This is a genomic window from Streptomyces sp. NPDC001617 (genome assembly GCF_053596855.1).
In genome coordinates, this window is sequence record NZ_JBSFHA010000082.1 from 13,195 (window position 1) to 35,743 (window position 22,549).

At 70.7% G+C, this 22,549-nt stretch carries 17 protein-coding genes; 4 read left to right on the top strand and 13 right to left on the bottom strand.

Features of this window, described 5'->3' with window-relative positions:
- Nucleotides 1–69: 69 nt before the first annotated feature.
- The 3 genes from smc to ACWC09_RS41060 all read right to left on the bottom strand — a co-directional run bounded on the left by smc (nucleotide 70) and on the right by ACWC09_RS41060 (nucleotide 4,705).
- Nucleotides 70–3,630, bottom strand: coding sequence for a chromosome segregation protein SMC (gene smc, locus ACWC09_RS41050; RefSeq protein WP_450856149.1), 3,561 nt, complete (start codon nucleotides 3,628–3,630; stop codon nucleotides 70–72).
- Nucleotides 3,631–3,836: 206 nt separating this feature from the next.
- On the bottom strand, nucleotides 3,837–4,040 hold the full coding sequence (locus ACWC09_RS41055; protein WP_037649730.1) for a hypothetical protein: 204 nt from the start codon (nucleotides 4,038–4,040) through the stop codon (nucleotides 3,837–3,839).
- Nucleotides 4,041–4,423: 383 nt separating this feature from the next.
- Complete coding sequence (locus ACWC09_RS41060; protein ID WP_360838033.1) at nucleotides 4,424–4,705, bottom strand: acylphosphatase; 282 nt, start codon at nucleotides 4,703–4,705, stop codon at nucleotides 4,424–4,426.
- A gap of 171 nt (nucleotides 4,706–4,876) precedes the next feature.
- On the opposite strand from ACWC09_RS41060, the gene ACWC09_RS41065 reads away from it, so the two are divergent.
- The gene (locus tag ACWC09_RS41065; RefSeq protein ID WP_450856150.1) at nucleotides 4,877–6,007 is read left to right on the top strand and encodes a CAP domain-containing protein; all 1,131 of its coding nucleotides are present in this window, start codon (nucleotides 4,877–4,879) and stop codon (nucleotides 6,005–6,007) included.
- Here the strand turns inward: ACWC09_RS41065 and ACWC09_RS41070 are convergent.
- Nucleotides 6,004–6,591, bottom strand: a complete 588-nt coding sequence (locus ACWC09_RS41070; RefSeq protein ID WP_450856151.1) for a flavodoxin family protein — start codon at nucleotides 6,589–6,591, stop codon at nucleotides 6,004–6,006. The genes ACWC09_RS41065 and ACWC09_RS41070 overlap by 4 nt on opposite strands.
- A 113-nt stretch (nucleotides 6,592–6,704) precedes the next feature.
- Here ACWC09_RS41070 and ACWC09_RS41075 point away from each other — a divergent pair, with 113 nt between their 5' ends.
- On the top strand, nucleotides 6,705–7,106 hold the full coding sequence (locus tag ACWC09_RS41075) for a winged helix-turn-helix transcriptional regulator (RefSeq protein WP_450856152.1): 402 nt from the start codon (nucleotides 6,705–6,707) through the stop codon (nucleotides 7,104–7,106).
- Here the strand turns inward: ACWC09_RS41075 and mutM are convergent.
- From mutM to ACWC09_RS41115, 8 genes are all read right to left on the bottom strand, one after another.
- Nucleotides 7,079–7,939 carry a bifunctional DNA-formamidopyrimidine glycosylase/DNA-(apurinic or apyrimidinic site) lyase gene (gene mutM / locus ACWC09_RS41080; protein WP_450856153.1) on the bottom strand — a complete coding sequence of 287 codons (861 nt, stop codon included), beginning with the start codon at nucleotides 7,937–7,939 and terminating at the stop codon, nucleotides 7,079–7,081. The two genes, ACWC09_RS41075 and mutM, sit on opposite strands and share 28 nt — an antisense overlap.
- A 387-nt stretch (nucleotides 7,940–8,326) precedes the next feature.
- A complete protein-coding gene (gene rnc, locus ACWC09_RS41085; RefSeq protein ID WP_450856154.1) occupies nucleotides 8,327–9,166 on the bottom strand; it encodes a ribonuclease III in 840 nt (279 codons plus the stop codon).
- A gap of 7 nt (nucleotides 9,167–9,173) precedes the next feature.
- Nucleotides 9,174–9,347, bottom strand: a complete 174-nt coding sequence (rpmF, locus tag ACWC09_RS41090; RefSeq protein ID WP_003951102.1) for a 50S ribosomal protein L32 — start codon at nucleotides 9,345–9,347, stop codon at nucleotides 9,174–9,176.
- Nucleotides 9,348–9,349: 2 nt separating this feature from the next.
- The gene (locus ACWC09_RS41095) at nucleotides 9,350–9,994 is read right to left on the bottom strand and encodes a YceD family protein (RefSeq protein ID WP_450856155.1); all 645 of its coding nucleotides are present in this window, start codon (nucleotides 9,992–9,994) and stop codon (nucleotides 9,350–9,352) included.
- Between the two features lie 132 nt (nucleotides 9,995–10,126).
- Nucleotides 10,127–11,206, bottom strand: coding sequence for an ATP synthase F0 subunit B (locus tag ACWC09_RS41100; RefSeq protein WP_450856156.1), 1,080 nt, complete (start codon nucleotides 11,204–11,206; stop codon nucleotides 10,127–10,129).
- A 102-nt stretch (nucleotides 11,207–11,308) separates the two neighbouring features.
- Nucleotides 11,309–11,788: a pantetheine-phosphate adenylyltransferase gene (coaD, locus tag ACWC09_RS41105; RefSeq protein WP_450856157.1), complete on the bottom strand. Its 480-nt coding sequence runs from the start codon at nucleotides 11,786–11,788 to the stop codon at nucleotides 11,309–11,311.
- A 26-nt stretch (nucleotides 11,789–11,814) separates the two neighbouring features.
- Nucleotides 11,815–12,435, bottom strand: a complete 621-nt coding sequence (rsmD, locus tag ACWC09_RS41110; RefSeq protein ID WP_450856176.1) for a 16S rRNA (guanine(966)-N(2))-methyltransferase RsmD — start codon at nucleotides 12,433–12,435, stop codon at nucleotides 11,815–11,817.
- Nucleotides 12,436–12,509: 74 nt separating this feature from the next.
- On the bottom strand, nucleotides 12,510–15,626 hold the full coding sequence (locus ACWC09_RS41115) for a helicase-related protein (protein ID WP_450856158.1): 3,117 nt from the start codon (nucleotides 15,624–15,626) through the stop codon (nucleotides 12,510–12,512).
- A gap of 167 nt (nucleotides 15,627–15,793) precedes the next feature.
- Here ACWC09_RS41115 and ACWC09_RS41120 point away from each other — a divergent pair, with 167 nt between their 5' ends.
- Both ACWC09_RS41120 and ACWC09_RS41125 read left to right on the top strand, forming a co-directional pair.
- The gene (locus ACWC09_RS41120) at nucleotides 15,794–17,638 is read left to right on the top strand and encodes an HSP90 family protein (protein WP_450856159.1); all 1,845 of its coding nucleotides are present in this window, start codon (nucleotides 15,794–15,796) and stop codon (nucleotides 17,636–17,638) included.
- Entirely contained in the window at nucleotides 17,638–20,742 is a 3,105-nt protein-coding gene (locus ACWC09_RS41125) for a tetratricopeptide repeat protein (RefSeq protein ID WP_450856160.1), read from the top strand. Before ACWC09_RS41120 ends, ACWC09_RS41125 begins: the two co-directional genes overlap by 1 nt.
- Nucleotides 20,743–20,784: 42 nt before the next feature.
- Here the strand turns inward: ACWC09_RS41125 and ACWC09_RS41130 are convergent, their stop codons facing one another.
- Nucleotides 20,785–22,479 (bottom strand): DAK2 domain-containing protein, encoded by a 1,695-nt coding sequence (locus ACWC09_RS41130; protein WP_450856161.1) that lies wholly within the window; start codon nucleotides 22,477–22,479, stop codon nucleotides 20,785–20,787.
- Nucleotides 22,480–22,549: the final 70 nt, after the last annotated feature.

Here is a 22,549-nt window from a genome sequence, read left to right on the forward strand (position 1 = left end):
TCAGCACAGGGGTAACGGGAATGCGTTCAAGTTTTGAAGACAATGGGGGTGACTCTTGAAGAGGGGAGGTCAGCGGAGCCGCTGACTGATGACCTTCGACACGCCGTCGCCCTGCATGGAGACCCCGTACAGCGCGTCGGCGACTTCCATGGTCCGCTTCTGGTGCGTGATCACGATGAGCTGTGAGGCCTCCTGCAGCTCCTGCATGATCCGGATGAGCCGCTGGAGGTTGGTGTCGTCGAGGGCAGCCTCGACTTCGTCCATGACGTAGAAGGGGCTCGGCCGAGCCTTGAAGATCGACACCAGCAACGCCACCGCGGTGAGTGACCGCTCGCCGCCGGAGAGCAGGCTCAGCCGCTTGACCTTCTTGCCCGGCGGACGCGCCTCGACGTCCACGCCGGTGGTGAGCATGTTGTCGGGGTCGGTCAGGATGAGCCGCCCCTCACCGCCCGGGAACAGTCGGCTGAAGACGCCCTCGAACTCCCGGGCCGTGTCCCGGTAGGCCTCGGTGAAGACCTGCTCGACGCGCTCGTCGACCTCCTTGACGACCTGGAGCAGGTCGGCGCGGGTCTTCCTCAGGTCTTCCAGCTGTTCGCTGAGGAACTTGTGGCGTTCCTCCAGGGCGGCGAACTCCTCCAGGGCGAGCGGATTGACCTTGCCGAGCTGCTGGTAGGCACGCTCGGCGGCCTTGAGGCGCTTCTCCTGCTCGGCCCGGTGGAAGGGCTTGGGCTGGTTGCGCGGGTGCTCGGGGTCCTCGGGCAGCTCCTCGCCCTCGGCCGGCAGGGAGGGCGGTACGAGCTGGTGCGGGCCGTACTCGTCGACCAGGCCGGCCGGCTCGACGCCCAGCTCCTCCAGCGCCTTGGTCTCCAGCTGCTCGATCCGCATCCGCTTCTCGGCGCCGAGGACCTCGCCGCGGTGGACGGAGTCGGTGAGCTTGTCGAGTTCGGACTTGAGGTCGCGGCCGGTGCCGCGGGCGGCGGTGAGGTCCTGCTCCCGGCGTGCCTTGGCGGCCTCGGCGGCGGCACGTTCCTCCTCCGCGCGGAAGAGCGACACCTCGACGTGCGCGAGCAGCTGGCGTGCGCCGGAGGCGACGGCCTCGGCCACGGCCGCCTCATGGCGCAGCCGCGCCCGCCGCTGCTCGGCACGTGCGCGTGCCTCGCGTTCCGCGCGGGCGGCGCGGTCGAGCGAGTCGGCGCGGCCGGCCAGGCCCTTGACGCGTTCCTCGTGCGTACGGACCTGGAGGCGGGCCTCCATCTCGGTCTGGCGGGCGTTGGCGCCGTCGGCGGCGAGACGGTCCCGTACGGAGGTGTCGGGCTCCTCCTCGACCGGCATCTCCTCGGCGACGGCCAGGCGCTCGGCGAGTTCCTCGACGTCCTGGAGGGCCTTGTCGAGGGCTTCCTGCGCGCGGGCGGCGGCTGCGACCGAGCGCTCGGCCTCTCCTGCCGCGCCCCTGGCCTGTCCCGCGAGGCGGCCGAGCTGCTGGGCCACGGCGGACTTCTCACGGTCGGCGGCCCTGCGGCGCTCCCCCAACTCCTCTACGAGTACGGCACATTCCTTGCGGCGGTCGGTGGCCGCGTGCTGGGCCTCGGTGAGTTCCTCACAGCGGACTGCCAGCTCCTCGAGTTCGGCTGCGGCCTCGTCCACGGAGGCCTGTACTTCGAGGAGGCTGGGGGCGCCGGCGGAGCCGCCGTGGGCGAAGTGGGCGCCGAGGAGGTCGCCTTCTGCGGTGACGGCGGTGAGGTCGGGGTGGGAGTAGACGAGGTCTTCGGCGTCTTCGAGGGTGCCGACCACGACGATGCCGTGGAGGAGACGGCGGATGGCGGGTGTGAGGTCGGAGGGGGCGCGGACGAGATCAGCCGCATAAGGTCGTTGGACGTCTGCTGGTCCATCGTGGCTGGTCGCGCAGTTACCTTCTCCCGCCAGCAACAGAGACGCTCGGCCTCCATCCTGCTTACGGAGCAGGCGGATCGCGTCCGCCGCCGCGGACGGGGACGTCACCGCGATCGCGTCCGCCGCCGCGCCGAAAGCCGCCGCCAGGGCCGCCTCGTGGCCCGGTGTCACCGTCAGGAGTTCCGCCGCCGGGCCCAGAAGCCCGCTGAGACGATCCTTCGCCGCGAGCAGCGCGCCCGTACCGTCCTTGCGGCGCAGGCCCAGTGCCAGTGCCTCGTGCCGGGCCTGGGTCGCCGCGCGCTTGCGCTCCGCTGCCGTGGCCGACTCTCGCGCCGCGGACAGGGCTGCTTCCGCCTCGGCCAGCTGCTGCTTGGCCGCGTCGTGTTGTTCGGCGAGTGCGGCGTCGCCGGCGTCGAGTCCGTCGACCTCGGCCTGCAGGGCCTCGTACTCCGCCTGGGCGGCCACGGCGCGTTCCTGGGCCTCGTCCCTCGTCGCGGCCAGACGGTCGATCTCGGCCTGGGCGGAGGATGCGCGGGAGCGGGCCGCGTTGACCTGGCCGCCCAGGCGGGCCAGGCCCTCTCGGCGGTCGGCGATGGCGCGGGCCACGTCCTTGAGGCGGCGTTCCTCCTGGGTGAGCTCGCGCTCCAGCTCGGCGCGGTGGGCGACCGTGTCCTCCAGGGCGTGCTCGGCCGCTTCGAGGGCCGCTTCGAGCTCGGCCTCCTGCTCGCGGATGCGGTGGGCCTCGCGCTCCATGTCCTCGGGGTCGCGTCCGCGCCGCTCCTCGGGCGGTACTGAGGTCGCGCTCTTCACGCGCGCGTCGGCCAGCGAAATGGTGCCTCGGACGCGCTCGGCGAGCTGGGAGAGCTCGTACCAGGTCTGCTGGGCCCGCTGGAGGCGCGGGGTGAGGCGGCGGACCTCGTCCTCCAGGAGGGCCTCGCGCTGCAGGGCCTTCTTCAGCTCCTGCTCGGCGGCTTCCTTGCGTTCCTTGAGCGCGGCCTCGTCGGCGATCTCGGTCCGCAGCGCCTGGCGCAGTCGTACGAGATCGTCGGCGAGGAGTCGGAGGCGGGCGTCCCGGAGGTCTGCCTGGATGACGGCGGCCCGTCGGGCTACCGCCGCCTGGCGGCCCAAGGGCTTGAGCTGGCGACGGAGTTCGTCGGTCAGGTCCTGCACGCGCGCGAGGTTGGCCTGCATCGCGTCGAGCTTGCGGAGGGCCTTCTCCTTGCGCTTGCGGTGTTTGAGGACGCCTGCGGCCTCTTCGATGAAGGCTCTGCGGCCCATCGGGTCGGCGTGCAGGACGGAGTCGAGCTGGCCCTGGCCGACGATGACGTGCATCTCGCGGCCGATGCCGGAGTCGGAGAGGAGTTCCTGGATGTCCAGGAGGCGGCAGGTGTCGCCGTTGATCTGGTACTCGCTGCCGCCGTTGCGGAACATGATCCGCGTGATGGTGACCTCGGCGTACTCGATGGGCAGCGCGCCGTCGGAGTTGTCGATGGTCAGGGACACCTCGGCGCGGCCCAGCGGGGGACGCCCCGTGGTACCGGCGAAGATGACGTCCTCCATCTTGCCGCCGCGCAGCGACTTGGCACCCTGCTCGCCCATGACCCAGCTCAGGGCGTCCACGACATTGGACTTGCCCGAGCCGTTCGGTCCCACGACACACGTGATGCCCGGCTCGAACCGGAGCGTGGTCGCCGAGGCGAACGACTTGAACCCACGGAGGGTCAGGGCCTTGAGGTGCACGCCGCTGGACTCTACCTTCCGCCGGTATCTCACTCCATGAACCCGCGGTTTCACCCTTGAACGTGCAGGGCACACCAAACGTTAAGAGAGTGAAAGGGTGCGCGGGGGCAAGAAAGAAGGGACGCCGAAGCGTCCCTTGCAAACTCTGACAACTTAAGCGGTTGACACGGGCAGCCCAACCACTGCTGTCGTTGTTCGAGCAGTGATCAGGTGAGCGCAGGCTCCGCCTGGTGTGCGTCGATGCTCTCCAGAAGCGAGTCGTGAGAAGCGGCAGCCGCGAGCGCGTCGTTCTCGGCCTGGATCCGTACGAGCTCGGATTCGAGGTCCTGTACGCGCTGCTGGAGCCGTCGCATCTCGGCAATGAGTCGCGGGTCGGAGCCGCCGACGTAACCGAGAAGCGCCTTTGCCATGATGGATGGTCCTCCACACTGAGTGACCGACCGAAGCGGTGTGGGTCGTGAGGGATTCGCACCCGCGATGCTTGGCACTGTTGAGTTTGTGCTGCCGTTCATCCATGCCAAACAGCTAAGGTGCGCGGGGTGCATTCAGCGTCTCACCAAAAAGTTTGACGGTCAACACGATCACGCCCCGCATTGGCGGGCAACCCGGGGGCAGACGGCCTGAAACCGGCGGTGCTGCGACTCCTGCGGGCCCCTCAGGGCGTCACGATCATCCTTGCGTGCGGAGCCTGCCAGAACAAGCGGTTCTTGGCAACCACCAGCACATTTCTGCTCGGGGCACCTGCCAGTGGCATGTCCCTCCGCTTCCGCCGGGGTCGTTTTACAGAAAGACCTCAGCGGATGGCGAAGCCGTCGTAACCCCCCCGGGGTGTGTCCCAGATCTCGGTGACACCCTCCACACGTCCGGGCGTGTCGTCACCCTGGAGCCAGTCCAAAAGTCCCTCACAGCGCTCCCGTGGACCCTCCGCGACCACCTGGACCCGTCCGTCCCCCAAATTGAGAGCAAAACCACTCAGGGAGCCGAGCTCCAGGGCCTTGGCCCGCGTGAACCAGCGGAAACCCACACCTTGCACGCGTCCACGCACCCAGGCGACCAGTCGCACATCCTCGCTCATGGGGGCAACCTAACCGGCCAATGTCTCTCTGGGCACTTCCCCCTCTGGCGCCATGCGGTACCGTCCCCTGCCAATGAATCTCATACGAAACTCACTCGAAGGTGTGGGTTTCGTGATCATGGTTGACCCGGGGGGACGTGTCGACCGCCATGACGAGGAAGGCCAGGACACATGGGACGCCACCGACGCTCCGCCGCCGGCCGCGCCGCCACGGGCCGCGCCACGGGGGTCACAGGTACGGACGGCTCGTACACGGGCAGCTACATCCCCCAGCAGAACTCGCACACCTATGACTACAGCTACGACCCGCCGCAGGCGTTCGGCGGCGTCAACCGGTCCGGGACGGGCAGCGCCCCGTATCTGAACCCCCCTCCGAACCCCGACGGGTACACCGAGGCCTCCGCGCGCAGCGCCGCGTACCTGTTCGCCACGGAGGAGGACTACACCACGGTCTTCCCCGAGCACGGGCTCGCCCGCGGCAGGGACGGGCGGGGCGGTGGTTCCCGCCGGCGCAAGAAGAGGGTCGCCACGCCGGTGAAGACCGGGCTGCTCGGGGTCTCGGCGGCCGTCGCGATCGGCACGGTGGCGGTGGCCACCGGCGCGGTACCGGGGCTGCAGAACTACAAGCTCGGTGGCGGTGACGGCGGCGACAAGGTGCAGGCCGCGAGCTCGCCGACCAACTCGGCGAGCGAGCAGGGCGGCACCGCGGGCAGCGTCCAGGGCCGGGACGACGGCTCCTCGACGAGCCGTGACTCCGACCGCGCGTCCTCTCCCTCACCTTCGCCGAGCGTGTCCGCCTCCACGGCCGCGCCGAGCGAGGCGCCGACGAAGAAGCCGAAGACGACGCCCAGCAAGAAGCCGAAGACGACGCCCTCGAAGAAGGAGACCTCGGCTCCGCAGACCTCCGCGGTGGCGGTGACCGCGCAGGCCGCCGCCGAGGCCGAGGTGCTGAAGCTGGTGAACGACGAGCGGGCCAAGGTCGGCTGCAGCCCCGTCGCCGCGAACAGCTCGCTGTCGGAGCTGGCGGAGAACTTCAGCGACGCCATGGCCGCGCAGGACTTCTTCGACCACACCGACCCGAGTGGGGCGACCCCGTGGGACCGGGCGGCGAAGCTCGGCATAACCAACCTCGGGGGCGAGAACATAGCCCGGGGGCAGGCCGACGCGGCCGCGGTGATGGATGCCTGGATGAGCAGCCCCGGGCACAAGGCCAACATACTGAACTGCGACTTCAAGACCCTGGGGGTCGGCGTGCACTTCGGGTCGGGTGGCCCCTGGTGGACGCAGGACTTCGGCTACTAGCCGACCTGGGCGCGTCCCGCTCCGAACACCTTCGCCGTCTCCGTGACCCTGCGGCCCAGGTGTTCGGCGGTCTTGATGTCCGCCTTGTGGACGGCGTCCGGGCCCTCGTCGACGTTGGTCGAGGCCGCGGCGCCGGCGAAGACACCGAGGCGGTTGAGGTCGTGCTCCGAGCCCTCGCTGTTGTTCCAGCCGGGGTGCAGGCCGAGGTTGACCCAGTGCATGCCGTGCTGACCTGCGAGGATCTGGAAGAACTGCAGGGTGTGCAGCTTGTCGCCGCTCTTGGAACCCGAGTTGGTGAAACCCGCGGCCAGCTTGTCCTTCCAGTCCTGACCGAACCAGCGCTTCGAGGACGCCTCGGCGAAGACGTGGAAGGCGCCGGACGCGGTACCCATGTAGGTCGGTGAGCCGAAGACGATGGCGTCCGAGCCGTCCAGCACCGCCCACTGCTCGTCGGTGATCTCGTCGACCTTGATCAGGTGGACCTCGGCGCCGGCCTCGACGGCACCGGCACGGACGGCCTCGGCGAGAACGGCGGTGTGGCCGTAGCCGGAGTGGTAGGCGATGGAGACAACAGGGGTGGTCATGGTGCGTACTCCTGGGATGGATAAGCAGGTCACGAGCAATAACCAAAGGGAAGCACTAACTTCTGGTTAGTGCAACCTGTTGGTTAGCGCTGCGTTCGAGTACGCTATGCGACATGGACACCACGCAGGGGCTCCCGGAGGTACAGGACCTCCCGTTCAACGTGTTCGCCAAGGCCTGTCCCTCGCGCGGCACGCTGGAGCACGTCACGGGACGCTGGGGCACGCTGACGCTGGGCGCCCTGCACGAGGGTTCCCTGCGCTTCAACGAGCTGCGCCGCCGCGTCGACGGCGTCAGCGAGAAGATGCTGTCCCAGACACTGCACGCGCTGGAGCGCGACGGCCTGGTCCACCGCGAGGCCCAGCCGACGAACCCGCCCCGCGTGGACTACGAGCTCACCCCGCTCGGCCATGAGGTCGCCGAGCGGCTACTGGACCTGATCCACCTGCTGGAGGGGCGCATGGACGACGTCCTCGCCGCCCGGATGCGCTACGACGAGACGCGCGGCGCCCTCTGACACTGCGGGCAGAAGTAGCTGGAGCGGTTCATCCAGGGCCGCCTGCGCATCGGCGTACCGCACCTCTTGCACGGCAGCCCCTCACGGCCGTACGCGTCGAGCGACCGGTCGAAGTACCCGGACTCTCCGTTGACGTTGACGTAGAGGCTGTCGAAGCTGGTGCCGCCCACGGCGAGCGCCGCGTCCATCACGTCCCGTACGTGGCCCAGGAGTTCGGCCGTGCGCGGGCGCGTGAAGCCGGCCGTCGGACGCTCGTAGTGCACGCGGGCGCGCCAAAGGGCCTCGTCCGCATAGATGTTGCCGACTCCACTGATCAACGACTGGTCCAGCAGGGCCCGTTTGATCGTCGTCCGCTTGCGGCGCAGGGCCTGGTGGAAGGCCTCGTCGTCGAACAGCGGGTCGAGGGGGTCGCGGGCGATGTGCGCGATGACGTCGGGCAGACCCTCGGGGGTGTTGTCGTGCAACGACAGGCCGCCGAAGGTGCGTTGGTCGACGAAGCGGAGCTCGGTGTGCAGTTCGTCCGCGAAACGGACGCGGATCCTGAGGTGCTTCTCGTCCGGGGCCGTGTCCGGCTGGACCAGCAGCTGGCCGCTCATGCCGAGGTGCGCCAGAACCGACTGGTGGGTGTCCTCCAGGGGCAGCCACAGGTACTTGCCGCGACGGCTCGGGACGCCCACCCGGTGGCCCTTCAGACGGTGCGCGAAGTCATCGGCGCCGGCGATGTGACGCCGGACGGCACGCGGGTGCAGCACCTCGGCGTCGGCGACCACGCGATGGGCGACCCACCGCTCCAGTCCACGCCGGACGACCTCGACCTCGGGCAACTCGGGCACTTCTCTCCTTCTGCTCGGCCTGCTGGTTCCGGGCATCGGATGCTGGATCCGGGAACGCGTGTCCGCAGCCTAACCCGGTCCCGCCGTCACTCCGCCGATCCGTTGGGCAGGACGCGGCCGCCGGCGGTGAGCCCCCTGGTCAGCAGGGTGCCGGCCTCCTCCAGAGCCCCCCGCCACTCGTCCGTCCGGTCGGCACTGCGCAGGAGTTGGCCAGCTCACCGCGGACGTGACCGCCCTCGTCGGCGAGCGGGGTCAGGAGCTCGATCGCCCGCTCGACGTCCGCCGCCCCAGCTCGACCGGAGGGGACAGCGTCCCCTGCCTTACGCACTGTGGATGGACCGAGCGCCCGCCCCGGGGTCGGGGCGGGCGCTCAGGATGCGCTGTTCATCAGGCAGAGACGGATGTAGGGCCTTCTTCGTCGGCCTCGGCGGCCTTCTCGGCCGCCGCCTTCTTGGCTCGCTCGTCCGCCGCGGCCCGGATGGACCGCCAGGCGGACTCGGCGGCCTGCTGCTCCGCCTCCTTCTTGCTGCGGCCGGTGCCGGTGCCGTACGAGACGCCTCCGACGCGGGCGGCAGCAGTGAAGGTCTTCTCGTGGTCGGGGCCGGTCTCCGAGACCAGGTACTCGGGCACGCCGAGGCCTTCGGTCGCGGTGAGCTCCTGGAGGCTGGTCTTCCAGTCCAGGCCGGCTCCGAGGTTCGAGGACTTCTCGATGAGCGGGTCGAACAGGCGGTGCACCAGTTCGGAGGCCGCGTCGAGGCCCTGATCGAGATAGACCGCGCCGATCACCGCTTCCAGGGTGTCGGCGAGGATGGACGCCTTGTCCCGGCCCCCCGTGCCCTCTTCACCCCGGCCGAGCCGGATGAAGGAGCCGAGTTCCAGGCCGCGACCGACCTCCGCCAGCGCACGCGAATTGACCACCGCGGCCCGCAACTTGGCCAGCTGGCCTTCGGGCAGGTCGGGGTGGGTGTTGTACAGCGTGTCCGTGACGACCAGGCCGAGCACGGAGTCCCCGAGGAACTCCAGCCGCTCGTTGGTCGGCAGACCGCCGTTCTCGTACGCGTACGAACGGTGGGTCAGCGCTCGCACCAGAAGGGCGGACTCGAGCTTGTACCCGAGCCGCCCTTCCAGAAGCGTGTGGGACGAGGCCGTGTTGTCCGCTTTCTTCTTGGCGGGTGGGTCCGCCATGGCGTCATCCGCCTTCTTGGCAGTGGACACGGTGCCTCTCACCAGCCGCTCAGACCTCGAGGACCTGGCGCTTGTTGTAGGTGCCGCAAGACGGGCACGCAATGTGCTGCTGCTTGGGCTCGTGGCAGCGCTCGCACGCAACCAGGGTGGGGACCGCAGCCTTCCACTGCGACCGGCGGTGGCGCGTGTTGCTGCGCGACATCTTCCGCTTCGGAACAGCCACGGCTACTTCTCCTGCTTCTCGTCGACGCCCGCTTCGGCGCCGCTCATCTCGTCCTTCTCGCCGTCTTCGAGTGAACCGGCGAGTCCCTGCAGTGCCGCCCAACGGATGTCGACGGCGTCGTGGTGGTGGTCCGGGTCGTCCGTGAGCCGCGCTCCGCACTCGGAGCACAGGCCCAGACAGTCGTCCTGGCACACCGGCTGCATCGGCAGTGCGAGCACCACCGCATCACGCAGCACGGGCTCGAGGTCGAACAGGCCGTCCTCGATGAAGAGCCTGTCCTCGTCTTCCTCGGCGTCGTCGACCGGCTCCGCCTTGGGGCGGCCCCGGTCATCGGCGTCAGGGTACGAGAACATCTCCTGGAATTCCGCTTCGACGTCCAGCTGAAGCGGCTCCAGACACCTTACGCACTCCCCCTCGGCCTGCGCACGGGCGGTGCCTGTGACAAGCACACCTTCCATGACCGACTCGAGTCGGAGTTCGAGCTCCACCGGGGCGCCTTCCGGCACTCCGATGACTCCCTGGATACCGAGGTCCTTGGGAGCGTCGATCGAGCGGGTCAGCCGCTGCAGCGCACCAGGACGCCGACCCAGCTCGTGTGTGTCGAACACGAGAGGGTTTCGATGGTCGAGGCGAGCGTTGGGGGCCATGCCTGCTTTCGATCTTTGAACTCAGAGGGACACTGCCCTTCGGTGTCCCCGGGCAGCGTTGATCGCGGACGTACGCGCGACCGAAGAGCCAGGATACTGGACCTTTCGCTGACGGCCCAATCCGGTGGTCCCTTACTGGCCGCGCCCCTGCTCGTAGGCCTTCAGCTGCTCGGGCGTGATCATGCCGGTGTCGAAGAGGCTGGTCTCGTCGAGGGCGTACGACTGCTGTGCCTGATGTGCCTGATGTGCCTGCTGCGTCTGATGGGCCTGGTTCGGGTCGTACACGGCGTGCTGGCCGGTGTCGTAGCCCTGGTAGGCATACGGGTCGGCCTGCTGGTAGCCGTACGCGTCCTGCTGTGCGTACGCCTGCTGCTGGTAGCCGCCCGCGTAGGCGTCGCTCTGCTGCTGGTAGCCGTACGCCGGCTCCGGCTGGGCGTAGTCCTGCTGCTGGGCGGGTTGCTGCTGCTCGGCAGCGGCGGCAGCGGTGTCCTGCTCGGCGAGCGCCGTGAGGTCGGCCAGGTAGTCGGCGTCGCTGGAGTGCTGGAAGGACGTGGTGTCGTCGGCGAGGGCGCTGAGGTCGTCGGTGGCGATACGGCCGTGCAGCTTCTGCCGGCCGCGGCCGACCGCCTCCAGGGTCTTGGCCAGAACCGCCTCGAAGGCGCCCAGTTTGACATCCACGTAGGCGTCGGCGTCCTTGCGCAGGGTTTCCGGGTCATGGCTGCGCTCCGGGGCGTCCTCGTCCTCGTAGCCCTGCTCGTCCAGGCCCGGACCCGTGCCCAGCAGCTTCTCGCGGCCGCGGCCGACCGAGCCGAGGGTCTTGGTGAGGACCACCTCGAAGTTGGCGAGCTTGGAGTCGACGTAGTCGTCGGCCTCGGCCCGGATCTCCTCGGCCTCCTGGCGGGCCTCGGCGAGGATCCGGTCGGCCTCCGTCTGGGAGCGGCGGGCGATCTCGGTGTCGGAGATCAGCGAGCCGCGCTGGGCGTGCGCGCTCTGGATGATCTGCTCGGCCTCCTGGCGGGCCTGCTCGACCATCTGCTCCCGGCCGCCGATCAGTTCCTGGGCCTGCGCGAGGGAGCCCGGCAGCGCCTCGCGCACCTCCTCCAGCAGGGCGAGCAGTTCCGCGCGGTTGACCACGCACGACGCCGACATGGGCATCGACCGGGCGCTGGAGACCGCCGCGACGATCTCGTCGAGCTTCTTCTGCACGTCCACCGTGTGCTCGCCACTCTCTACCGATGTGTCGGACTACCGACGTGTTGGAGACGGACGGGACGACTGTAGCCCCATCGGCATCAGTGGACCGTCAGTCGCCCATCAGTCCCCGCGCAGGCGCTTGTTGAGGGCCTCCAGGACCAGCGGCGGCACCAGGTGGGAGACGTCTCCGCCCCAGGTCGCGACCTCCTTGACGAGCGAGGAGGACAGGAAGCTGTAGGTCGGGTTGGTCGGCACGAAGAGCGTCTCGACGCCCGACAGGCCGTTGTTCATCTGGGCCATCTGCAGCTCGTAGTCGAAGTCGCTGACCGCGCGCAGGCCCTTGACGATCGCCGGGATGTCGCGCTGCTTGCAGTAGTCGACGAGCAGGCCGTGGAAGGCCTCCACGATCACGTTGCCGTACTCGGCGGTGACCTCGCGGATCAGGTCGATCCGCTCGTCGATCTCGAACAGGCCCTTCTTGGACTTGTTGATCATCACCGCGACATAGACCTCGTCGTACAGACGGGAGGCGCGGGAAATGATGTCGAGGTGTCCGTTGGTGATCGGGTCGAACGACCCGGGACAGACGGCGCGGCGCACTTGTGATCCCTCGCTCTCCGGTCCGGTCATCGTGCGTCTTCGCACGTAGAGGCGGCGCGACCGTACCAAAACGTTCCCTCGCCGTAACGCCGGGCCCGGATCGCTTCGAAGCCGTCCGGCCACCGGAAATCACCGCCTCTGGTGCTGCGCTCCACGGTGACGAGAGCCTCCGGCGCGAGCCAGCCCCCAGAGCGGAGTGTGAGGAGAATCTCCCGAAGATCGTGATCTGGGACAACGTACGGGGGGTCGAGGAAGACGATGTCGTACGGGTCTGTCGGCGCCGGCGTGTGGATGATCTGTTCGGCTTTGCCCGCCCTCACCTCGGCGCCGGGAAGGCCGAGTGATTTCACGTTCTCCCGGACTGTCCTGGCCGCTCTTGCGTCCGCCTCGACGAGGAGGGTGTGGCTCGCGCCTCGGGAGAGGGCTTCGAGGCCGACTGCTCCCGAACCGGCGTAGAGGTCGAGGACTCGTTCGCCGTTGAGGGGGGCGCCCAGGAGGGACTGCCAGGTGGAGAAGAGGCCTTCGCGTGCGCGGTCGGAGGTGGGGCGAGTGCCGGTGCCTGGCGGCACGGCCAGTCGACGTCCGCCGGCTGCGCCGGCGATCACGCGGGTCATCTTTGGTCCTTGGTGGTGGGCGGCTTCAGGTATCAGTGTGGCTGGTCGCGCCCGCGCGACGGTAGCCGCATATGGATTACCGCCCCGCGCCCCCGGGTGGGTCCGGTTCAGCCCTTTTCCAGGTACTGCTCCCTTTCCTCGTCCAAGAGGGCGTCCAGGGCAGTTCGCAGGCCTGGAAGGTTGGTCAGCTCCGGATCTGCCGCCACGACCGCTGCCGCCTCCTCTCTCGCCTCCGCGATGACCTCCTCGTCCTCGATGACCGCAAGTACTCGCAGGCTGGACCGGGCCCCCGACTGGGCCTGGCCCAGGACGTCGCCCTCGCGGCGCTGTTCCAGGTCGATGCGGGAGAGTTCGAAGCCGTCCAGCGTCGACGCCACCGCGTTCAGGCGCTGGCGGGCCGCGCTCGCCTCCGGCATCTCGGTGACCAGGAGGCAGAGGCCTGCCGCCGAGCCCCGGCCGACCCGGCCTCGTAGCTGGTGGAGCTGGGAGACGCCGAAGCGGTCGGCGTCCATGATGACCATGGCGGTGGCGTTCGGGACGTTGACGCCCACCTCGATGACCGTGGTGGCGACCAGGACGTCGGTGTCTCCGGCGGCGAAGCGGCGCATGACCGCGTCCTTGTCGTCGGGGTGCATGCGGCCGTGCAGGACTTCTACGCGGAGGCCGTTGAGGGGGCCCTTGGCGAGTTGGTCGGCGATGTCCAGGACGGCCAGCGGGGGGCGCTTCTCCGCCTCGTCCTCCGGGGACTTCTTCTTGCCGGACTTCTTCGGGTCGTCCTCCTCGTCACCGATGCGGGGGCAGACGACGTACGCCTGATGGCCCTTGCCGACCTCCTCGCGGACCCGCTCCCAGGCGCGGGCCAGGAAGTGGGGCTTGTCGGCGGCCGGGACGACATGGCTGGCGATCGGAGAACGGCCGGCCGGGAGTTGGTCGAGGACCGAGGTCTCCAGATCGCCGAAGACGGTCATGGCGACGGTGCGGGGGATGGGCGTCGCCGTCATGACGAGGAGGTGGGGTGGCTGCTTGCCCTTGCCTCGTAGGGCGTCCCGCTGTTCGACGCCGAAGCGGTGCTGTTCGTCGACCACGACCAGGCCGAGGTCGTGGAACTGGACCTTGTCCTCGATCAGCGCGTGCGTGCCGATCACGATCCCGGCCTCGGCGGTGGCCAGGTCGAGCATCGCCTGCCGGCGTGCGGCCGTCCCCATCGAGCCGGTCAGCAGCACCACCTTGGTGGCGTGGTCGGCGCCACCAAGCATCCCGCCTTCGGCCAGCTCCCCCATCATCTCGACGATGGAACGGTGGTGTTGCTGGGCAAGCACTTCGGTGGGCGCGAGCATGGCCGCCTGACCGCCCGCGTCGACGGTGGCGAGCATGGCGCGCAGGGCCACCATCGTGTTGTGGGTCACCGCGAAGTTGTCGGTGATGTACGCGTGGCTGGGATGGTCCACGCTGATGCACTGGACCGGCTTGCGGCCCACGTACTCCACCGCGCGGATTCCGCGTCGGAATGTGTCGTCTTTCGGGCGGGACCGTACGCGGTCGGCCTTTGGGGGCAGCCGGAACGGCGGGTACTCGTCGGGGAGCGCCACCGAGACGTGGAACCCGGCACGGTTCGGGAGCACTCGCGCGCGGCCGCCCAGCGAACGCACCAGCCAGGCGACGTCGTCCGCGAGCCTGCGCGAAGCCGGACAGAGCGAGATGCTCAAGCCGTCCGCGTGCACGGTGCCTTCGGTGTCCAGGAGACCTTGCAGCAGAGCCAGACGATTCTTGACCGAGGTGTTCTTGAACTCGTCCGGCACGAACTTTCCGTGTGACGTGACACCCCACAGGTTCAGGTCACGCAAGGTCTGGATCACGGCCGCACGCATCTCGTCGTCCATGGTGGACAGACGCAGGTCGTGCCGGAATGAACCGTCCCCGAGGAGGAGTCCGAACACGTACGGATCCAGAGGGAGCCCAAAATCGCCCCCGAGGTCCACCGGCGTCGCGGCTGGGATGTACCACTTCGAGGATCCGTTCGCCTCGAACGTGTCGAGACGGATCTCTCGAGTGGTCATGACTTTGGGGGGCCGGCCTCGATGCCACCCACGGCTCGTGCCGACGATCCAGAGGTGCTCGTCGTCGCATTCGACGGAACTCCCGTCGGACAGCAGCAGCCGCCAGACGTCACGCTCTCCCTGCGGGAAGACGCCGTCGATGAACGCGGTCTCCCCGTCCGGCACGACCACTTCGTCCCCCACCCTCAGGTCGCCCATCCGGCGGAATCCGACAGGGGTGAGCACGAGCGCGTCGAGGGGCTGGGCCTTGCCCGAACCGACCTCTCCCTGCAGCAGCCGGTGCATCGGATGTTCCGTCGCCAGGTCGTCGAAGATTTCCTTCGAGACCTTCTGCTGGCCCTCGGTGAGGGTGAAGGGGAGGCGGTCGTCGAAGGCGGTGAGGAGGCCGTCGGGCTTGGGTTTGCGGGCGACCGCCGGGAGTTGGGCATCGGCGTGGCGGCGGCGGGCGAGGGCGACCTGGAGGACGAAGGCCTCGTCCCACTTGAGGCGGGAGCGGGCGTCCTCGATGTCGGCCTTGGTGTGCGGGCGGTGGATCTTGAGGAGGGCCTCGGGGAGGGTGACCAGGCCGCGGCCCTCGCGGAGGGTGGCGGGGAGGGGGTCGACCGCTTCCTGGGCGCTGGGCAGGACCGTCTGGATCGCCTTGCCGATCTTCCAGGACTCCAGCTTGGCGGTGGCGGGGTAGATGGGGATGAGGGCGCCGGCCCAGGTCTCGACCGTCTCGTCGCTGTCGCCTCGTAGCAACTCGTAGGCGGGATGGGCGAGTTGCAGGCGGCGGTTGAAGACGGAGACCTTGCCCGCGAACATCGCGCGTGTGCCCGGCAGGAGCTCCTTGTGGGGCTTGTGGACGCCGTGGCCGAAGAAGACCAGCTGGAGACGGCCGCTGCCGTCGGTGATGGTGACTTCCAGGCGCTGGCCCTTGCCGCGCGGGGCCTTGGCCGAGGCGAAGGTGTGCAGGCGGGCGTCGGCGACCATCGCGACCACCGTGACGTGCTCGTCCAGGGGGAGGTCGGCGAGGTGGGTGAGCTGGCCGCGCTCCTCGTATCTGCGCGGGTAGTGGTGCAGGAGGTCGCCGACGGTGTGCAGGCCGAGGTTCTCGGCCATCACCTTCGCGGTGGGTGGTCCGAGCACCTTCTTCAGTGGTTCTTCCAGTGCGGGCACGAGATCCATTGCACACCACACCACTGACAATCCCGTATACGTCTCGGGAAACCCCTGGTCAGGCGGGCTGTTCCGGCCCTAGGATGGCGCGCTCCGGCCATCCCCCGCGGTCACCGCCCCACCAGGGACCGCCCGACCCCGCGCCGACCGCAAGTCCCCCCACCGGCGCTGCGACGATGGACTCCCAGACCTCACAGTCATCCCAGACACCTCATACGTTCCAGGTCGACCTGCGCGGCCTGGTGGACCTCCTCTCGCACCACCTCTACTCCAGTCCCAAGGTCTATCTGCGCGAGCTGCTGCAGAACGCCGTGGACGCCATCACCGCCCGGCGCGCCGGGCAGCCCGACGCCCCGGCCCGGGTGCGGCTGTACGCCGAGGCCGGCTCGCTGCGTGTCGAGGACACGGGGATCGGGCTCACCGAGACGGACGTGCACAACCTGCTCGCCACCATCGGGCGCAGTTCCAAGCGGGCCGAGGGGATTCAGGAGGTTCGCTCGGACTTTCTCGGGCAGTTCGGCATCGGGCTGCTCGCGTGTTTCGTGGTGGCCGAGCGGATCCGGGTGGTCAGCCGCAGCGCGCGGACTCCGGACGCGGCGCCCGTGGAGTGGACGGCGAGCGACGACGGTTCGTACACCGTGCGGACGCTGCCGCACGAGGCCCGGCCCGAACCGGGCACCACCGTGCACCTGGTGGCGCGGGCGGGGGCCGGGGAGTGGCTGACGCCGGAGCGGGTGCTCACGCTGGCGCGGGACTTCGGGTCGCTGCTGCCGTACGACGTCCGGGTGGGCGAGGAGGCGGTCACCGATCTGCCGGCGCCCTGGGACCGCTCGTACCCCTCCCCCGCCAACCGGCGCGTGGCGCTGGCCCGGCACTGTCACGAGCTGTTCGGCTTCACCCCGCTGGACTCGATCGAGCTGGACGTGCCGCTCGCCGGGATCCGGGGCGTGGCGTACGTGCTGCCGTCGGCGGTGAGTCCGGCTCAGCGGGCGACCCATCGCGTGCACCTGAAGGGCATGCTGCTGACCGAGCGGGCCGAACAGCTGCTGCCCGACTGGGCGTTCTTCGTGCGCTGCGTGCTGGACACGGACAGTCTGCGTCCCACGGCCTCGCGCGAGTCGCTGTACGAGGACGAGACGCTGGCGGCCGTACGGGAGGCGCTCGGCGAAAGGATTCGGTCCTGGCTGACCGGGCTCGCGGCCGGCGATCCGGAACGGCTGGGGGCCTTCCTGTCGGTGCACCACCTGGGCGTGAAGTCCCTGGCGCGGCACGACAGGGAGATGCTGCGGACGATGCTGCCGTGGCTGCCCTTCGAGACCACCGACGGGCGGCTGTCGCTGGAGGAGTTCGCGCAGCGGCACCCGGTGGTGCACTTCACGCGGACCGTCGAGGAGTACCGGCAGGTCGCGCCGATCGCGTCCGCGCAGGGCGTCGGGGTGATCAACGGCGGCTACACGTACGACAGCGAGCTGATCGAGGCGCTGCCGTCGGTGCGGCCGGGAACCGTGGTCGCCGAGCTGGACGCGGACACCGTGACGGCGCACCTGGACGCCGTGGACCCGGCCGAGGAACTGGCGCTGTCCGGCTTCCTGGCGGCCGCGCGGGCGAAACTCGATCCCCTGGGGTGCGATGTGGCCCTGCGGGCCTTCCATCCGCTCTCCGTGCCCGCGCTGCACCTGGACGACCGGTCGGCCCGGCACGAGCAGGCCCGCGCGGAGGCGGAGGAGCAGGCCGACGACCTGTGGGCGGGGATTCTGGGCTCGCTGCGGGGCAGCGCTCCCCGCGCGCGTCTGGTGCTCAACCATCTCAACCCGCTGGTGCGCAGGATCAGTTCGCTGGGTGACGCGGAACTGATCGGCACCGCCACGGAGTCTCTCTACGGGCAGGCGCTGCTCATGGCCCAGCGGCCGCTCAGGCCGGCGGACACGGCGCTGCTGAACCGGGCGTTCATCGGGTTGCTGGAATGGGCGACCCATGGCGAATCCGACGCGACGGGCAACTCCTCGGGGGGCGTTCACTGATGAGCGAGATCACGGACTTCGACTCCCTGCGCCGGGCGATGGCGGAGAACGGCGAGCGTCCGGAGGGGCCGGCCCGCAACGCGCGCGCGGAGCAGCTGCTCGCCGAGGCCGAGAAGCTGGGCATCCCGCTCGCCGTGATCGAGGCGCTCGGGCACCAGCTGAAGGTCTACAACTACAGCTCCGAGAAGGACAAGATGTTCGTCCCCTTCGCGCGTCTGCTGCGCATGTGGGACGAGCGGCCCGAGGAGTTCGACGAGTACGAGACGCACTCGCTGCACTGGGTCTTCAAGTGGATGTCGGCCGGCATGCTCGACCAGCCGCACATCCCACTCGCCTCGATCGAGAAGTGGCTCGGCGAGATGGAGCACCGCTACCGGCTCGCCGGGCACTCCGAACGTGCCGTGCGCAGCGCCGAGTTCAGTGTGGCCGCGCATGTCGGTGACGTCCCGCGCGCGGAGCGGGCGTACACGGCGTGGCTGGCGGCGGACCGGGACACCATGGCCGACTGCCACGCGTGCGAGCTGCACGGGCAGGGCTGGTGGCAGGTGGAGCGGGAGCGGGACGCGGAGGCGCTGCTGCTGTGGCGGCCGGTCCTGGAGGGCGAGTTCACCTGCGCGCACGAGCCGCACACGGTGCTCGCGTCGTCGCTGACGCCCCTGCTGCGGCTGGGCCGCACGGACGAGGCGCGCGCCCACCATCTGCGGGGCTTCCGGCTGGTGCGGTCCATGGAGAGCATGCGGGGCGCGTACGCGGACCACGTGGAGTTCTGCGCGCTGACCGGCAACGAGGCGCGCGGCCTGGAACTGCTGGCGGAGCGGCCCGCGTACTTCACGGACACCGGGCATCCGCGCAGCCGCCTGGACTTCCTCGGCGTGGTGACGCTGCTCATGGAGCGCCTGGTCGAGCTGGGCCTGGGCGACCGCGAGGTGCCGGGACCGGCCGGCCGTACATGGGCCGCGCGCGAACTCGCCACGCACGCGCGTGCGGAGGCCCTCGCGCTGGCGGCGCGCTTCGACGAGCGCAACGGGACGTCGCACGTCAGTGAGCGCGCACGCGCGCGTATGGAGCAGCGTCCGCTGGTGGACCGGCTGCCGCTCGGGGTCCGCGCGGTACGCCGGGTCTCCGCGCCGCCGGTGGCACCGCCGCCGCCCGTCAGTGAGACCGGGCCCGACCTCTCCGCCCTGCTGGCCGAGGCCCGGCGGCTTTCGGACACGCTGCAGCCGAACGCGGTCGAGGCGTGGGCGGCGGTCTCCCGGGCCGCCGCGGGCGTCGAGCTGGACGCCCGCGACCGCGCGGAGATCGTCGACCACGAGGCGATGGACCGGGGCCCCGAGGGCGCCGAGCTCTTCGAGCGGGCCGCCGGGCTGTACGCGCAGGCAGGCGACCTGGGAGAGGCGCTGGCGGCCCGCACGCGTGCGGCGTACGTACGGGCCCTGACGGGCCACGTGGCCGAGGCACTGGCGGCGGTCGCCGAGCCCTACGACGAGGTCCTGGCGCTGTACGCCGACGACGCGACGGGGGTGCGGCAGACGGCGTCGGTGCTGATGGGGCGGGCGCGGGTTCTGATGCGGCGCGTGCAGGAGGCGGGCGGGACACCGGAGGACGGCGGCCTGAACAACGGCTGGGAGGACGAGGCGGATTCGGCCGACGGCGGCTTCCCGGGGGCACTCGCGGCGGACGGCTCACTCCCGGACGGACTCGGTGCCGAGAGCACCTCCGAAAGCGCGGCTCCCAGTGGCGACTCAGCGGGCGCACGCTCGATCGGCCGGCCTTCTGCGGAAACGGTTCTCGACGACGCAGAGAGCGCCGTCCGTGAGCTGCTCGCGCTCGTCGGCGGGTATGCCGGGAACGATGTGCGGATCGCCTCGCGGGAGGCGGAGGCGCGGGCCATGCTGGCCGAGTTGGCGGTGCGGCGGGGGGACCTGGAGGGGGCCGTCGAGTTGTTCGGGCGGGCCTCGGCCGGGTTCGTGGGGGCCGGGCTGCCCTGGTTCGCGGTGGAGTACGAGGCCCGGCTGGCCGGATTGGCGCACCACCTGGGCGACATCGCGGAGGCGGAGCGGGCACTACGGGCGGCTCTGGAGCACGGCGGGGCGCAGTTGGAGGCCGTCGGGCGGGCCCAGCTGCACCTCCAGCTCGCCGAGGTGATCGGTGGCCGGGGACTGGCCGTGGAGGCCGCCGAGCACGCCCTGGAGGCGGCGCACTGGGCCGACGAGGCGGGCGAGAGCCCGACGCTCGGCGCCTGGGCCCGGCACCAGCTGGGCGGGCTGCTGCTGCGGCAGGGGCGGTGGGCCGAGGCCGCCGAGGTGCTGGAGTCGGCGCTGCCCGACCTGAGCGCCGACACGCACGGCGACGGCGCTGTCGTACAGGCGCAGTGGTGGCTCGGCGACTGTCTGAGCGAGCTGGGCGAGCACCGGGAGGCGGCCGAACGGCGTCTGCAGGCCGCCGAGATCGCCCGGCACTGGCCCGAGCAGCACGACCACGCGACGCTCGCCCACCTCGCCGCGGAGTCGTTGGGATCAGCGGGGCTGCCCGGCGAGGCGGACCGGGCGTACGCGCGCGCGGGCGAGCTGTGGCGCTCGCTCGGCAACGTCCACGGGCTCGTACGGTCCCTGCGCGCACGCGCGTGGCTGGCGCTGCGGGCCGAGGACGGGGCCGACGCGGCACGGGAGTTGATGGCGGCCGCGGTCGGCGAGTGCGCGACGGTGCTGGGCGCCGACGAGGCCGACGAGGAGGCCCGGGAGCGGCTGGTCGCCGAACTCGGCCACACCCACCGCCAGTTCGGCGACCTGCTGGCCCGCTCGGCCGCGGAGGACGCCGACGACGACGCCATCCGGGCCACGCTGGAGGAGGCTCTGGCGCAGATCGACGAGGCGGTCGTGGTCTTCGCCGCCCTCGGCGAGGACGCCCTCGACAGCCGCACCGGCGCCGAACTCGCCGCGGGCTGGCTGGAGTCCGACCTCAGCCGCCCCGCCCACGCGGCGGCACGCGCGCGTGCGGTGCTGGCGGCGTACGACGGCGCCGGGGACTCCGACGAGACGGCACAGGGGCGCCGCGCGGAGGCGGAGCAGCTGCTGCAGGTGGTGGAGGAGCAGGGGGTGCTGTAAGGGCCGGGCTGTACCCGTTGGCCGGCGTCCGCTCTCTGGCGGCTACTCGACACCGATCAGCAGCAGTGCCCCCTGCCGTCCGCCCCGGTACACGACCGTGTCGACGGCGAGGTACGCCTCGCGTACGCGTGCCTCCAGATGGGCGGCCGCGGACTCGGGGGCCTCGTCGCCGAGGACGATGGTGACCAGTTCGCCGCCGGCCTGGAGCATGCGGTCCAGGACGGTCTCCGCGGCCGCCGTGACGTCCGAGCCGATCACGGCCACGTCGCCGTCGATGAGGCCCAGCACGTCGCCGGCCTGGCAGATGCCGGCCATGGTCCAGGACTGGCGCTCGGCGACGACGACCTCGGCGTAGCGCGTCGCGCCGGCCGCCGAGGTCATCGACACGACGTCCTCGTCGAAGCGGCGCTCCGGCTCGTGCACGGCGAGCGCGGCGATGCCCTGGACCGCCGAGCGGGTCGGGATCAGGGCGACCCGGATGCCCTCGGCGCGGGCCTGCTCGGCCGCCGCGGCCGCGGTGTGGCGCAGGTCGGCGTCGTTGGGCAGCAGCACCACCTCACGCGCGTGGGCCCGCCGTACCGCCTCCACGAGCTCGCCGCTGGCGGGCGGCTCTCCGGGGCGCGCGAGCACGGTGGTCGCGCCGGCCTCGGTGTACAGCCCGGCCAGGCCCTCGCCGGGCACGACGGCCACCACGGCGCGCTGGACCCTGGGCCGGGGCGGCCGCCCGGCGCCGGTGGTGTGGACGTCGCCGGCCCCGAAGTGGGTGATCCGGATGCGGTACGGCCGCCCGGCCTCGACGCCCGCCTCGACGGCGGCGCCCGCGTCGTCCACGTGCACGTGCACGTTCCACAGCCCGTCCCCGCCGACGACGACCAGCGAGTCCCCGAGCCCGTCGAGCCGCTCGCGCAGCCGGTCCACGGCGGCGTCCTGGGCCTCCAGGAGATAGATCACCTCGAAGGCGGGGCCGCCCACCTGCGGGGAGGGGACGCACTCCTCTTCGAGGAGGGTGTTCCCGGGCGCTGCTTCGTCGCCCTCCACGCGCGTGTATCCCGCAGCACCCGCGACCGCGCCCGGCGCCTCCCCCGTGAACGTCTCCACCAGCGCCCCGAGCACCGCCACCAGCCCCCGTCCGCCGGCGTCCACCACCCCGGCGCGCCCCAGCACGGCCAGCTGCCCCGGGGTCGCGGCGAGGGCGACACGCGCCCCTTCGTAGGCGGCGCGTGCGACCGTGCCGCAGTGGCCCCGCGCTCCCTCGGCGGCGTCCGCCGCGGCCGAGGCGACCGACAGGACCGTGCCCTCGACGGGGTGCGCGACGGCCTGACGGGCCGAGTCGGCCGCGTGCCGCAGGGCGAGACCGAGGCCGGAGCCGTCGGTGTGAGGCGTCTCACCGTCGGCGGCGAGGACCTGCGCCATGCCGCGCAGCAGCTGGGCCAGGATCGTCCCGGAGTTTCCCTGGGCGCCTATGAGGGCCCCGTGCGCCATCGCGCGCACGGCGTCGGCCAGCGCCGGCTTCCCCGTGGCCCGGGAGTCGACTTCATGGGCCGCGAAGACGGCCTCCACCGCGGCGACGGCGGACTCCACGGTCAGATACAGGTTGGTGCCGGTGTCCCCGTCGGCCACGGGGTAGACGTTGATCGCGTCGATCTCCTCGCGCGCGCGTCCCAGCGCCTCCAGCGCGAGGCCGCACCAGGTGCGCACCGCGAGAGCATCGAAGAATGTCTGCGGCACCTGCGCCACCTGCGCCTCCTCGGGCTGCTGGACTGGACGCAGCGTAGACCCCGGGCCGGTGTCCGCCGGAAGAGGGCCG